The 15448-nt window shown below is 31.2% G+C and carries 7 protein-coding genes; 4 read left to right on the forward strand and 3 right to left on the reverse strand.

Features of this window, described 5'->3' with window-relative positions:
• The first annotated feature begins 1 nt into the window (after position 1).
• A complete protein-coding gene (locus ACTT9U_RS00075) occupies positions 2–1699 on the forward strand; it encodes a tetratricopeptide repeat protein (RefSeq protein ID WP_440931160.1) in 1698 nt (565 codons plus the stop codon).
• Here the strand turns inward: ACTT9U_RS00075 and ACTT9U_RS00080 are convergent.
• Positions 1696–2754, reverse strand: coding sequence for a putative zinc-binding metallopeptidase (locus tag ACTT9U_RS00080; protein ID WP_440931161.1), 1059 nt, complete (start codon positions 2752–2754; stop codon positions 1696–1698). The genes ACTT9U_RS00075 and ACTT9U_RS00080 overlap by 4 nt on opposite strands.
• A complete protein-coding gene (locus ACTT9U_RS00085) occupies positions 2754–3392 on the reverse strand; it encodes a hypothetical protein (protein WP_440931162.1) in 639 nt (212 codons plus the stop codon). The genes ACTT9U_RS00080 and ACTT9U_RS00085 overlap by 1 nt, the downstream gene beginning before the upstream one ends.
• Positions 3393–3443: 51 nt before the next feature.
• On the opposite strand from ACTT9U_RS00085, the gene ACTT9U_RS00090 reads away from it, so the two are divergent.
• The gene (locus ACTT9U_RS00090) at positions 3444–4280 is read left to right on the forward strand and encodes an AAA family ATPase (RefSeq protein ID WP_440931163.1); all 837 of its coding nucleotides are present in this window, start codon (positions 3444–3446) and stop codon (positions 4278–4280) included.
• Here the strand turns inward: ACTT9U_RS00090 and ACTT9U_RS00095 are convergent.
• Positions 4277–13810 (reverse strand): autotransporter-associated beta strand repeat-containing protein, encoded by a 9534-nt coding sequence (locus tag ACTT9U_RS00095; protein WP_440931164.1) that lies wholly within the window; start codon positions 13808–13810, stop codon positions 4277–4279. The two genes, ACTT9U_RS00090 and ACTT9U_RS00095, sit on opposite strands and share 4 nt — an antisense overlap.
• 63 nt (positions 13811–13873) lie before the next feature.
• On the opposite strand from ACTT9U_RS00095, the gene ACTT9U_RS00100 reads away from it, so the two are divergent.
• Together ACTT9U_RS00100 and ACTT9U_RS00105 are read left to right on the forward strand one after the other, a co-directional pair.
• Positions 13874–14821 carry a LysR family transcriptional regulator gene (locus ACTT9U_RS00100; protein ID WP_440931165.1) on the forward strand — a complete coding sequence of 316 codons (948 nt, stop codon included), beginning with the start codon at positions 13874–13876 and terminating at the stop codon, positions 14819–14821.
• A gap of 62 nt (positions 14822–14883) precedes the next feature.
• Positions 14884–15447, forward strand: coding sequence for an invasion associated locus B family protein (locus ACTT9U_RS00105; protein ID WP_440931166.1), 564 nt, complete (start codon positions 14884–14886; stop codon positions 15445–15447).
• The last annotated feature ends 1 nt before the right edge of the window (position 15448 follow it).

Here is a 15448-nt window from a genome sequence, read left to right on the forward strand (position 1 = left end):
AATGAATAAATCTTTAGTAGCACAAAATATTAGAAAAAATTATCAATTATTAGATAACAGGCAGTATGGTCTTGCCGAACAAAATGCATTTAATCTTTTAAAACAAGATCCAAATAACCACGAGATTTATAATTTAATTGGTGACATTCACTATAAGCAAAATAATTTTGATAAATCTCTTTGGTATTATTTTTCATCACTGGATAGAAATTTTGACCCAAAAGCACTGAATAGATTAGGTACAAATATTTTTTTATTAAATAACATTCCAGTAGCGGAGAAGATTTTAACAAATTTATTGGCACATGATCCTGAATATATACCTGGATATTTAAGCTTAGGTTTAGTTTATGAGCAAAGTAAAAATTTAGAAAAAGCTATTGATTGTTATAAGGCAGCTATAAAAATAGATCCTAAAGAGATAAAAGCTTATTTAAGTCTTGCAACTTTGTATAAGCAAGAACAAAAATATGAAGAAGCTATCAAGGTTTACCAGCAAGGTTTGATAAATAACCCAAGTAACCATTTCATTTTAAGTAACTTGGGAAATTTGTTTTATCTTCAGCATAAATATGAAGATGCAATTATAAGCCATCAAAGAGCGGTTAAAGCTGAACCTCAATCACATATAGTTCATTTTAATTTTGCAAACACTCTATTAAATGCTGGGAAATATTCTGAAGCTATTGAAATGTTTAGAAAGACAATTCAAATAAATCCAAATTTTTACAGATCTAGGGTTAATCTTGGTACTACTCTATTATCTATGTCAAACTTTGATGAAGGATTTAAAGAGTACAACAATAGAATTTATGAAGATAAGAATTTTAAAAACATTCTTCATAAAAAAAATCAAATTTGGAACGGACAAAATATTGAAAACAAAAAAATATTAGTTGTTGCTGAAGATGGTTTGGGGAATACTTTGCAATTCTCAAGATATCTTGAAATACTAAGTCAACTTAACTGTAAAATAATCTTTAAATGCCAAGAAGAATTGCACCATTTATTTGAAGATATGCTTTATATTGAAGAGCTAATTGATCTTAATAATAATTATGAAGATTTTGAATACTGGGTGCCACTGCAAAATTTAGTTTATTTATTAACACCTGATTTAAGTAGTAATTGCCCATTTCCAGCAGCTCTAAAAATAAATGATAATAAATTATTAGAATGGGAAACCTTAATTGCTGTAAATGACAATGTGAAAATTGGACTGAATTGGCAAGGAAGTAATTTAAATCCAAGAGTGGCTAGTAACACTGTTACTTTGGATAGATTTAATAATATTGTTAAAAATCCAGATGCAACTTTCATAAGTCTTCAAAAAGGTGCTGCAGTTTCTGATATTGAAAAATTCAAACTTGAGGGAAATATTATCAATTATGATTTGTTAATGGATACAGGAACTAAAAAATTTTTAGACACAGCTGCTATTATTAAGTATTTAGATCTTGTGATTACAACAGACACTTCGATAGCACATTTAGCAGGTTCTCTTGGAACTCAAACTTGGTTATTGCTGCCTAAGGTATCTGATTGGAGATGGTTAAACTCTAAAGATGAAACAATTTGGTATGATAATGTTAGAATTTATAGACAAAAAGTCCAAGGTGATTGGTCAGAAGTATTTTCTAGAGTAGAAAAAGACTGTCTTGAATTAGTTAAAAACATTACAGAACTGCGAAAATCTTAATTTAACTTTTTCCAAAAATTTTTATCAATTTCTTTTGAAATACCCTTTAGTCGTTTAATCATAAGTTTCGATTTTTTGAGAAGTATTTCATCATTAGCTAGTGTTTTTTTGAATTTCTTATGTTGTGAAATCATAAAAGAAAATAATTCTGCTTTATCTTCTGCAGAATTATTTCTTGCATATTTAGAAATATAACCCTTAACAGTGTTATCAATAACGTTTCTGTCAATTAACAATTCGTCTGAATAATTTTGTTTATTTAATTTGTTCCATTCATCATCTAGGTATATTTTTGTTAATGCAGTATCAATCACATGATAAAATTCATGGTGAAAAACATGTTTGATAATTCCAACTTTTTCTTTTTTTTTGAAAGAATTAACCTCGCTGATATTAATATAAAAAACTCCAGGAGATTGATCAAAGTGTCCTGGTGCTACTCCAACAGGAACAACTCCATTATCACTAATCTTTTCACAAATCATAACGTATTTAAGTCCTGAATTTTTTAAAAAAGAAACTGGATATAATTCAATTTCTTTTCTTAAAACATTTAATTCATCTCTAAAATTTGAGGTACTTTTAGTACAAATAAAATTTTTCTTATTTTTAAAATCTTTAGTAGCAATCAGTATATCTATACCATTAGTTGAATATACTTTTTTCGAGGGAAAAAATTCATCTAAAACTTTCAGTGAGTTTTTTGATGAATAATATCTTGCGTATCTATTATATTTTGGATTTTTTTTTAACGATCTAAACCTGACAAGACAATCTACACCGCCATCTTTTTCACAATCTGCCAAAGCTGCCTTATCAATATTTGCTTGGGTGTCGGTACCTAACCTCGTATATATTTTTCCCCATACAGTCTCAACTACTGAGCCTTTAAATTTATTATTTAATTTTTTTTTCTTCTTTAAATCTTCAATATAAGATTTAATAAATTTAGTTCTATTGTCATAAAATTCTCTATTGTCTGAATTATGATTTTTTGAGCCATAGGCAAAATTTATATTCAAGCTAATTAGCAAAACAATGAAAATAAATTTCATTAAATGTTTTTATGAAATTTTATACTAAAACTTGAGGTAATATCTCTATATTGTTCTGTGTAACAAGAGGCAAATATTTCAAGACTATTCTGTTGTGGCGCATCTGTTAATACAAAGTTTAAAGAATTGTCATTCGGCTCTTTTTCTATGAAATCAAAATTATTGAAATAATCTTTCCACAAACTTATTTTTTCTTTACATTTATTTAGGTCACCTTGTTTTTTATCATTAAAAACAATTATTGAATAAACTTGATCTTGTGAATTGGTATAAAAATAATAATTATTAAAATGGTTTGATGTTTGAGAAGGCTCAACAACAAAACAGTTCCCGTTTTCAATATTTTTTTCACACTCTCCTATAATAAAAATGTCTTCTTCATTAATTTTGGCTAAGAAATATTGATCAAAAATTTGTTCTAATCTATTTTTTGGAAGGGTAATTTCAGTATTTTTTGGTTCTAATAGTTCATTTATACCTGAAACATCCATACCTTCTTTTTCTTCTTCGATTGGTTTGTCGTCAAATATTTCTTCAGTCTCTTTTATTTCTTTACCTGGTAGATCGCCTGACTCTCCTGAAAAGGCATTAAAATTTAATATGGAAAATAATAAAAATATTTGAATTATTAGTTTCATTTATTTAAAACGATATAATATTTATAATTAACTATAATTAGAAATAAATCAATGAATGAAGAGCTCCAAAAAAAGATACAAGAGATAAATAAGCTACCTGGTCTAAAAAGGGTAAAAGAAGAAGTTAAGAGTTTAGTGGCTTATTTAGAAAGCTCGAAAGAGAGAAAAGAACAAGGATTAGGTGATGGACCAGCTTTAACTCTGCACTTAATTTTTTCTGGAAATCCAGGCACAGGTAAAACTACAGTTGCTAGAATTTTAGCAGAAATATACAGAGACCTTGGTTTAATACAAGGTGGTAAACTTATAGAAGTTACAAGAAGTGATCTAGTTGTTGCTGAAAAAGGTAAAACAGCTGAAAGAGCAGCTGATAAATTTAATCAAGCAATAGACAATGTATTATTCATTGATGAAGCATATACTTTAGTTAATAAAAATGACCCAAATGATAATGGTCAAGAAGCAATTGATGAGCTTTTAAAATACATGGAAGACTATAGAGACAGACTAATCGTAGTTGTTGCTGGCTATGAAAAAAATATGCACGATTTTATTGCTGCTAATGCTGGATTGGCTTCAAGATTTAAAAGAAATATTATTTTTGAAAATTATAATGATTTAGAACTTTATCAAATATTTTATAAAATGTGCAGAGACAGTAATTATATGATTGCTAATGATGCTAGTTCACCGATAAAAGTCGCTTGTAAAAAAGTAATTGAAATAACTGGCAAAAGATATTCTAACGCAAGAGATGTAAGAAGGTTTTTTGAAAGTTGTATTCAATATCAATCTTTAAGATTAACAAAAAAAGAAAATAAAACTAAGTTGGATCTTATGATGATTAAAAAAGAAGATGTAGAAACAGCAATTAATAACTTCGCTTAAATTGCATTTCTAGATCTAAAATAACTTACAATATATCTTCTTGCAAATTCATAAGCTAAAATCACAAAAGCTATAAATGAAATAAATGGTAAATAATTTAAAAATCTTAAATAACCATAATATAATTCTTGTAACGCTGTAGTTTCATCCAATTGAATTTGGTGTAATCTTTCTGCTATTAAATGAACTTTTGGTTCTGATAATTTGTTACATTTATCTAAAATTTTATATAACTGTAATTTGTTATAATAATTCACTAATTTACCTAATTTTTTCTCTACTGCAGAACAATTAGCATTTAGATTTTTGTAAACATCATTTACGTTTAATTTTTTCTTAGCAATTAAACTATCACTCATACTTTGATAGACAGAGTTAACTTCTTCTTTTGTTGGATTATCCTTCAATACTATTTCAATATTTTTCTCCAACTCATCTAAAGATTTTTCACCTTCTTTGATTATGTCTTCTTCGTTTTTCTCTGGTACATCAATTACAACAATATCTTCTTCATCGTCTGATCTTTTAGCAATAACTGGTGGTATTCTTCCTTTTCCAAAATCACCAAATAATTTTCTGTATGTGAATGAAAAGATATTACTTTCCATATCGTCATGTTCATTTTGCATTAAGAATGCATTTGCCATTAAACTTGAATTATTATCACTATTTAAAAAATTATAACCTAGACCTATTGAATAATATGTCTCTTCATCTCTTGGCATATCTACATTAAATGATGATCCTGATGTATATCTTGCTTTAGATGTTGTTCCTTCTAGAAAATGATCTTTAGAAGCAAACATCGCTATGTTAAATTCATTAGTAATATTATCTTTTTTACTAACATCTTTACCTAAAGATAACCCAATTTCTGGTTTTACGATAAAGAGATTGTCATTTTCAATTGTTAAAGCAAGTTCACCCCCTTCTTCCTCTGTGTCACTTTTTATAACGTATGTAGAATTAAGTTTTCCAGATGGTGCTATATCTAAACCTGCAAAATTAAATTTTTTAATGTATTGCGCTTCTTGGTTAAACCCTACATCCCAGTAATCAGACAGATATTTATCATTTATTGATGCACCAGAGATAACTACATTTCTTTCACTCTCAGTTTTAGAAACATACATTCCCGAAATTAAATTTATACCATAATCTTTTTTATCTATTTGTCTAAATAATGATGCATGCATTGAGTATGTTTTTGACTCACCGTAACTATTTTTATAGTCTGTGTCTGTTCCTGTGAAACCATAAGAATAGCCTGTAAATTTTTCATCATCATTTTTGTATTGTTGGCCAATAAGAATACCTGTTGTCTCTGATTTATAACCTGTGTAGGCAGTTCCAATATTGTCTCTATTTGCAGTAGTTCCATATGTTCTAATAAATGTAGCAGAGTCGTCTGATCTAAAATTATTTAGTAATGATTTGTTTTTGTTGTTTTTTATGAACCCTAAAACAGATTGGTCTGAATAATCAAAGTATTCTCCATAATTTTCTTTTTTCCCAAAAAGACCTGCTTCTTGTAAAGAAGCCAATGTAAGTTCATCAGTTGTATTTGCAAAATTACTTACCAAAGAAGTACTCATATTAGTTGATGTAACGTTATTTAAAGCTCTATTAAAATGACCGTGATTGAGTGCGGGTTGAGCATAAGCAGTTGTAAAAACTGTACCTTTTAATTTCTCTAATTCTTTATTTACTGTAGCTGTATCTGTTCCACTATCTGTCAGATGGTTTTTTACACTTACAAATTTAGAGGCTGTATTTGTATCGAAAATTTCTGCTATGTCTTTAAAGCCAGAAATAGTCGTTTTACTTTTCACTGTATCAACGCTAGCCTCACCAAGTGTAAGAAATACTCTTCTTAAACTCGTGTCATAAGAAATTGATGTTGTAAAGCCAGAAATATTGCTGGAATTATTAACAGTAGTTGATGCAAATGTTCCTGACAATGTATTTCCTGATCCACTATTTCCATCAATTAAAGTATAAACTCCTGCCGAATAAGTTCCTGAAGCTGGTTCTAAAACTAATGAACCATCTAACGAAATATCTCCATTAACTATAATTAAATCAGAATTTGAAGGATCAAATTCCATTGTAGTTGTTGAAGAACTATCTAGAGTAAGATTTCCATCAATAGTCAATGTTCCAATACTATTTCCTGGTGCTAATGAACCGCCAGTTGATATAACATTTCCACCTAGTTTACCTCCACCACCTAGTGTTGCACCAGCAAGTGTTATATTGTTAGAGAAAATTGTTGTAGCAGAGTCTGCTGCTGTACCAGCATAAATTGTACCACTATTAAATGCTATTGGACCTGAGATATCATTATTGCCTCTAAAAGTCATTACACCTGAGCCTGAATATGTAAATCCTCCACTACCTCTCAATCTCCCTGTAAATGTTTTTGTTCCAGAGCCATTAATTGTTAAAACTTTAGAACTTGCAACATCTACATTACCAGCATCAGCTAAAGATGCTGCTGTAATACTTTCATCTAAATCAAATTCTGCACCACTTTCAATGATAAGATCAGTTGATGAATTAATACTTCCTCCTGAAGCTAACTGTAAAATTCCTTCTGTAACTCTTGTCTCACCAGTATAATTATGTGATCCTCTTAAAATTGACCTTACAGATCCCATCTTTTTAAACCCACCAGACCCTGCTAAGCCATAAATATCATTATTAGCAGTACCTGGATTAACTGTTAGCATTCTTCCGCTTGCAATTGTTGTTGTTGTTCCACTACTTGAAGTAAAATCTGCAACTGTAATATTTTCATTAACATTAAGTGAGCCTGAGCTTACAGTCATATCAGCACTTGAATTAACTGCTGAAGTTGAGTTTAAATTCATAGTACCACCGCTTAATGTAACTCCAGTAGTATTAGAAAGAGCACCAGTAACTGTTAAAGTTCCAGCTGATACTGTAGTAGCTCCAGAATAACTTCCTGTACCTGCAAAAGTTGTTGTGCCTGATGAAGTTTTAGATAACGCTCCAGCTCCACCTAGTGTTGCTGTTGAAGCAATTGTTCCTGAACTTACAGTGTGTTGGTTAGAAGCATTAATAGTACCTCCACTAATTGTACCTGAAGTTAAATTTACATTTGCAACAGTATCGGTGTTTGAATTTAAATTTAGAGTACCACTATTTTCTACAGTAAGATCTTCATCATCAGGTAAAAAATTAGATGCTGCCATTGTTACAGTAGTGCTAGCGCCAGAAATTCTTGTATTAATATTATCATTTGAACTATCTGTGGTATCGATAAATGCACCAAGTGTATGTGATGCTGCTATAACTATATCTCCTTGACCTTTTACTTTACCAGTATGATTAGAAATATCGTTTACAGTTAAAATATTATCACTTTGAATGTGAATTCCACCAGCTCCTGAAACTGTATTTATAGTATTGTCTTCAGCTACATAAAGTCTAGAGGCTGCTCCATTTAAAGTAATATTAGCTGTACTTACTAAAGCATCTTCAGATTCTAAATATAATCTTCCATCTCCAGAGACATTTATTGTTGTCGAGTCAATTGAAGATCCACTTTTTAATTTTAAATTTCCATTAGTTATTCTGGTTGTTCCGGTATAAGTGCTGTCACCTGTTAAATTGATACTACCTTCACCTGATTTTGTTAAAGATCCATCGTTACTTATCACACCAGAAAATGTTTGGGTTTTTCCAGATGCAACATTAAAAGTTTTTGTTCCACTGCTTCCTAAATCTACAGCTCCTGCAAAATTAGTATTTGCATTACTAGTTATAGAGATATTTCCAGAAGCTATTGTAGTATCTCCATTTAAAGTAATCGCTCCTGTGCTAGATGAACCTAATGTTGTATTTGATGAAACTATTATATCTTGTGAAAGAGCTCTACCACTTGCATTAGATCTTAAGCTTCCACCTGCTAAAGTTAAATTACCTGAGCCTAGTGCATTATTGTGACCTAATATGGTTGTACCTGAATTTAAAGTAGCTCCACCACTAAATGAACTATTGCCATTTAATGTTAATGCACCATTACCATTTTTTACAAAAGAACCTGATCCGGTAATTGTTCCACCAAATGTTTTATTGTTAGTATCTCCAGCTGTAAGTGTTTGAGAACTTGCAATATCAATCGTACCTGAACCTTCTATTGAAGCTACCGTATCGCTAGCATCAACATCATACGTACCACTTGAACCAATATTAACTGCAGAACTATCTGATAAAGTTCCTGTAACAGTTAATCGACCACCATTAATTGTTGTAATTCCACTATAAGTATTTGTTCCAGATATTGTTAAGGTTCCTGTGCCAGATTTATTCAAACCTCCTGATCCTTGAATAACACCTCCAAAACTTGTGCTACTACTTGATGAAGTTGTTAATGTTGTAGAGCTAGCAATATCGATTGTACCACCGCCAGCTATAGAGCCAACTTGATCAGTTGCATCTACATCATAAGTTGCTCCTGAGCTAACTGTTACATTAGTTGAATTATTTAAAGATCCAGTTACTCTTAATGTTCCTTCAGTAATTGAAGTGTTACCTGAATAAGTATTAGTTCCTGACAATATTGCAATACCGTTACCAGTTTTATTCAGCGCACTACTCCCACTTACAACGCCACTTAACGTTAATTGTGTTCCATCAACATCTAAATCAGAATCAGCAAGTAGTATAACTCCTCCAGCAAAAGAACTTGTTCCTGTTGAAGTTGCAATAGTACCAGAGTTTCTTAATGTTTCAGTTGTTGAGTAATTTACATTTTGAAAATCAATAGTTGCTCCAGATTGAACAATGGTAGTGTTAGTTGTATCTCCTAACGCATTATTAGCTGTAACAGCAATTGTTCCCGCAGCAACTGTTACTCCTCCAGAAAAAGTATTGTTACCTGATAATGTTAAAGTTCCTGTACCTTGTTTAGTTATTCCTCCAGTACCAGAACCTGTGCTTTGAATTACTCCAGAAAAAATTGTAGAAGAATTATCACCACCAACAGTTAATTGGGACTTGTGTTCAATGTCTAGTGTACCTGCTCCTGCAATTGATCCTATAGTTTCATCTCCACTAGTATCAAATGTTGCACCAGATGAAACTGTTACAGCTTGAGTATCATTTAATGAACCAGATAATACCACACTACCATCCGTAATTGCTAGAGTTCCAGAATGCGTGTTTGTTCCAGACAATATTAAATCACCATCCCCTGCTTTTGTTAAAGTTCCAGAACCAGTAATAATACCTTGTATAGTTGAAGTTGTTGATGATGCAGTGTTGATGGTTCCAGCGCCTGTCATCGTAACGCCTCTATTCGCACTAAAAGTAACCCCTGATGTAATAGCTAAACCACCACCATTAAATATTATGTTGTCAGCATCTGTGGATCCTGGTGGAGAACCCAAATTATTCTCTGCTGATATACTTAAGTTACCAGCTCTAATTGTTGTGTTTCCGCTATAAGAATTTGTACCACTTAATGTTAAAGTACCTGTTCCTGATTTAACAATAGAACTTGTTCCAGTGCTATCTGTTATAGCACCTGCATAAGTAGTGTTACTACTTTGATTGATTGTTAGTGTGGTATTTCTCAAATCTATTGAACCAGTAGAGGTACCAGTTAGAGATGCAATAGTATCACTAGAACTCATATTTAAAGTTCCTTGAACATCTAAATTTACTGTATCAGTAAAACTACCTTCACCTGAAATAAAATTGGCAGTGGCATATCTATCAATATCTAAAGTTCCAGTTCCAGTAACTTGATCTCTAAAATCATACTCTCTAGTATTTGAACCTTCTGCCTTCAAAGTAAAAGTATTACTTCCTAAAGCAACTGTAGTTGTAGTGTTTCCATCAGCACTACCAAAAAATATTTTTCCAGATACGCTGGATCCGTTTGGTCTCATTAAAACAGATGCATTAGAATTTAAAGTAACAGTTCCTGTAAGTGTTGCATTTGATCCTGAACTTGTTGTTAAAGTTGCTGCTGTTCCCCCATTCAAGTTATTGTTACCTGAACCTGCTAAATTGATATCCACTCCATAAGTTCTTCCACCTCCTGTGCCTGGATATAAATTTAAAGAACCACCACTTTGAACTGTAACAGATTTTCCTGATGCAAATGAATTACTATTTATTGATGCTACTCCAGTGTTTCCTACTGTTACATCAAAATTATAGGCATTTGATGTACCACTTAAAAATCTGAATTGACCTCCATTAATTGTTACATCTCCTGTAAGATCGTGGGTATTGGCAGCTCCTAATGCAAATATACCAGATCCAGTTTTTGTTAAATTATTATCTCCCTTAATATCTCCATTGTAATTAACTCTTCCACTCGAATTACTTACATTAATAATCGCGCTGTCATGAGTTATATCTATACCTCTGTCAGTATCTAAAGTGATTGTTCCAGAATTTGAAAATTGTAATGTTCCATTTCCAATTTGAATATTATCATCATCAAATGAACCAGGGTCTACACCAAAGCTAGCATCGGCTGGAACAACTAATGTACCACCAGTTATTGCAACACCTCCAACAATTTGATTTGATGATCCTAAAGTTAGCGTTCCATTTTGAACTGTTAATCCTTTAGCGCTTGTTGAACCAAAACCAGAAATACTTCCAAGTATTGTCTGTGATCCTGCTCCAGTTTTAAATAATTGACCATCCCCATAACCAGGACCAGCAACATTTGCATTGGTTGAAAGTGTTCTTCCTGTTGCAACGTTTAAAGTATAGTCTCTATCTTTTGTACCAACACTATCAAAAAAAACTTCAGGAGTAACACCGTCGCCAGCTACATCACCATCTATACCTCCAATAGTAATATTAGAGTCGTTTTTAAAATACACATTTGGAGTAGATGAAGGTGATTGGAAAACTAGTTCTGTTGTTGTTGGAACTGTTCCATTAATATTAAAAGTACCACCAGAAACAATTGTATTACCTGTATAAGTGTTTGTTCCGTATAAATCTAATTTTTGATTTCCAGATTTAATGATATCTGCAACACCAACAACAGAATTATTAACTGTAATATCATTAGCAGCTAAGAACGTTAGATTTCCTGTACCAGTAAATGCATTACCTGAGCTTGGAGAAAAAGTCATTGTACCACTTGTTGCTGAAACTGTTGCGCCACCATCAACTGTAATTGTACTTGAGTAAGTATTGCTGCCCCCAGTATTAATTAAAGCACCTGAGTTAGAAAGATCACCTGTTCCATTTCCAGAAATTGTAATTGCATTAGAGAGACTTTGCTTAACTCTCATTTCACCGCCTGAATTAATATCTATATCAGCACCACTATTAATTGACGAATAAGCACCTAAAATAAATTTACCACCACTATTAATAGTTATATCTGTGTTCGCTAAAGAAGCTGTCTCTGATGAAGTACCTTTAATTCTTAATGTTCCAGCATTAATAACTGTGGAACCCGTGTAAGTATTGGCCCCTTGTAATTGAAGTTCTCCAGCGCCAGTTTTTATTATTCCTGATGCAACTGTAGTTGGGTAAGTACTGCCAACCCCATCTTGGATATTAGCATTAATTGTTAAATCAACACTTGAGTCTGAGGTAGCATCAGCCACGTTAAATGTAACATCTCTACTTCCAGCAGCGTTGTTATGAGTTAATGAAATTGTGCCATCACCAGATGTACTATTAATAGTAGATGCACTAGATCCGCCAACAGTTACAGTACCGTCTAAACCTAAAGCTATTTCAGCGCCACTATAAGAATGTCCATCTGATATATTTATTGTTCCACCATTTAAAGTCGTATTACCTAAAATTGAAATATGTCCACTTTCGTTTGTAAATGTTCCATTTAAAACCATTGATGGTCTTGAGGTAGCGTTACTAACTCCAAAAATGTCATGAGTATCTGCAATCAAAGTACCATTAACAGTAACTGTTCCAGCAGTTATAGTATTTTGAGAACCTTCAATTTCTAATGTAGCATTAGAACCAATAGTTATATTTCCAGTCCCAATATTAATTTTGTCCTCAACCTCTACTTTACCTGAACCTGTAATAGTTAAGCTGTTATTTTCTGAGCCTTGGCTTGTAATTACTGTATCAGAATCTCCATCATACAATCTTAAAGTATCACCAGAAGCTACACCAATACTTGCATCTGCATTTAATTGAATTGTTGAATTATTAAACGCTGTATTATCTGATCCACCTTCAGAAAGATATAAAGCCCCAACATTTCCAACTCCTGTTCCTTCAATTGTAATTACTCTCGTATTAGATTGAAAATTTTTATCATCTAAATCTAAAGTAGCACCACTTAAAACATTTACTGTCTGAGAACTTGTGCCGGCTGTACTTGCAATTCTGAACGTACCAGCGTTAATATTAATTGTACCATTAAATGGATTTGAACCTGTAATAGTTAACCGGCCAGAACCTGATTTATTCCAAATACCAGAACCAGTCACGCTTCCAGTTAATGTTTGATTACTCGAAGAATTAAAAGTTAATGTTCCACTGTTTGAAATTGTACCTGCATAGGACGCACTTGCACCTAACGTTCCTGTTATCTCTAAAGTTCCTGCACTAATTGTTGTATTACCAGTATAAGTATTTGCACCTGCTAAAACTAAAGTACCAGCTCCAGATTTTGTAATACTTGCTGCAGGCTTGTTTGTTGGCCATCCCAATGTTCCACCTTGTCCATTAACCAAGGGTGCATTTACATTTAAAGTAGAATTTGAACCAATTGTAAAATTTCTATTAGCTGGAGTATCACTACCAGTACCAAGACCATAAGTTCCATTATTTGTTGCATTGAAATTTGCTGTAGCATTCATACCTAGAGTAATATCTCCATCCAAATTCATTCCAGCAATCGCTGTTCCTCCTGAAGAATGATTACCATTAGTGGTAATCGTTGCACCATTAACCAAAGTTACAGCACCAATGTGATTAAAACGATTTGAACCATTTGCTAGAGTCCCACCAGCTGTAAATGTAACTGTAGGTGAATTTGCCTGATGATTTCCAAAAATATCATGTCTATTTAAAGTCAGTGTTGAATTAGCATTTCTAATTTCAATTGCTGTTAAAGCTGCGGTAGTACCTGTAATTGTAATATCACCACCGTTAAGATTTAATGTTCCTGTAATTGAGTTAGTTCCAGCAAGAGTTAAGTTTGTAGTCCCAGTAACAGCAAGAGTTCCTCCTCCAGAAAAATTTCTGCTATAAGTTCTAGTTCCTAAATTACTTAAAGTATATGTTGCATTAATTGTATTGTTTGAACCAGAAGCACCAGTTAAAATCCATCCTGTAACATTATGGGTGGTATTGGTATTTACAGTAATAGCGTATGTAAAATTAGTATTAATAAGTGATAATACTAAACTTAAAAAGAAAACTTTTTTTAATTTTTGAAAATGAGTAATGCTAATTAAACAAGAACAATTATTAGTTAAAATCTTTACAGATTCTTTAATATTATTTTTAATTAGAGCATACTTCGAATCATAGTTTTTCAACCCTTGATTTAATAATAAAATTTGTATATATAAATTGTTTATATATAAAAAAATTCTATATTTATGATCAAAAACCTTGATTTTTTAAGCCCAAGATTTCTGCAATACTTTTCAACTGTAGTTGAAACAGGAAGTATCCTAGCAGCAAGTGAAGAGATCAATGTTTCCCAACCATCCATAACAAGAGTTATTCAAATTATAGAAAAAAATTTAAACACAAAATTATTTGTTAGAAATAAAAAAGGTGTCAAACTTACAGAAGATGGTCAGGAATTTTATTTAAATGTAAAAACAATTTTAAGTCATAGTGAAAAAGCAATAGCAAGCATTCAGTCAAATAAAGTTTCAATTCAAGATGAAAACATAGAATTTAAAATTGGCCTTGCAAATACATTGTCACAAACTCACAAAGAAAGAATTCTTTGGGTTCTAAAAAGAAATAATTTTGACAAAAGATTTAAAATTTCAGAAGAAGAAAGTTTTACTCTAAATGAAAAAATCTTAGAGAATGAAATCGATTATGCATTTACTTGTATTCCAATTTCAAAAAAAAATATTAACAAAATAAATTTATACAATGATAATTTTTGTGTAGCTTTTTACAAAGGTCATGAATTTCAAAATTTAAAAACAGTTGATATTGAAAAAGTTAGATCTACTCCAAATTATATTTTTAGAAATACTTGTGAATTTTTTTATTACGAACATATGAAGAGAACTAACAAAACTCCATCATATGACGAGATAAGAGATATTATTTCAAATAGAAAAAAAGCTGGTAAGGATAGAGATGTAATTTATACAAACAGTGATACTACAGCAGCTTCGTGTATTAGAGCTGGAATGGGTATTGCTGTCATTCCTGAAAGTGTAGCTATAGATCAAAAACTTCTTTATAGACCCATTTCAAAGCCCGCACTTTCAAGAGAAATATGTCTAATTCGAAATATTAAGAATAAAAAAGAGTTAGATGCTAAAAAATCAACATTAAGAAATGCTATTTGGCTTTAATTTTTGATCTTTAATTAAATTACCTTTTTACTTTAGAAAATAAAATATTATAAATAAAACTTATGATATTTAAAAAACTTCACTCAAAAATTTTTGTTTTAATTTTTTCAATGCTTATTACTCAAAATGTAATTGGTGAGGAAAGTAAGGATCAACCAAACTCTTTAACTAAACAATATAGAGATTGGGTTTATAGATGTGTAAACGTAAACAAAAAAAACCAGTGTGAAATTGTTCAAACATTAACAATTAATAATACCAATATTCAATTCTCATTTGCCTTTTCAAATTTTATAAATGAAAATAATGAACAAAAAGAAGTTTTTAATATCATTACTCCACTAGGTGTAAATTTAAAAAAGAAAGTAGAAGTAAAATTTCATGAAGGTACATCTGTCAATTTAAGATTTACAAAGTGTGAAGTATTTGGTTGTGTCATTACACTAACAAATGATAGTAAAGATGATGCAATAGTTAGTTTGTTTAATCAAATTAAATCATCAATGAACAAATCTGTTTTCTTTGAACTAAGTATAGACGCTTTCCAAAAAGATCCATTAGTTATCAAAAGTTCATTACAAGGATTTAACAATGCTTATAAGGAATTAAGTAAATCGAAAAGCTAAT

This window comes from Candidatus Pelagibacter sp., assembly GCF_052049975.1.
GTDB lineage: Bacteria > Pseudomonadota > Alphaproteobacteria > Pelagibacterales > Pelagibacteraceae > Pelagibacter.

Excerpts from the sequence above, each read along its gene's own strand:
- ACTT9U_RS00075 (WP_440931160.1), top strand. The coding sequence starts at position 2 with ATGAATAAATCTTTAGTAGCACAAAATATTAGAAAAAATTATCAATTA.
- ACTT9U_RS00080 (WP_440931161.1), bottom strand. The coding sequence starts at position 2,754 with ATGAAATTTATTTTCATTGTTTTGCTAATTAGCTTGAATATAAATTTT.
- ACTT9U_RS00085 (WP_440931162.1), bottom strand. The coding sequence starts at position 3,392 with ATGAAACTAATAATTCAAATATTTTTATTATTTTCCATATTAAATTTT.
- ACTT9U_RS00090 (WP_440931163.1), top strand. The coding sequence starts at position 3,444 with ATGAATGAAGAGCTCCAAAAAAAGATACAAGAGATAAATAAGCTACCT.
- ACTT9U_RS00100 (WP_440931165.1), top strand. The coding sequence starts at position 13,874 with ATGATCAAAAACCTTGATTTTTTAAGCCCAAGATTTCTGCAATACTTT.
- ACTT9U_RS00105 (WP_440931166.1), top strand. The coding sequence starts at position 14,884 with ATGATATTTAAAAAACTTCACTCAAAAATTTTTGTTTTAATTTTTTCA.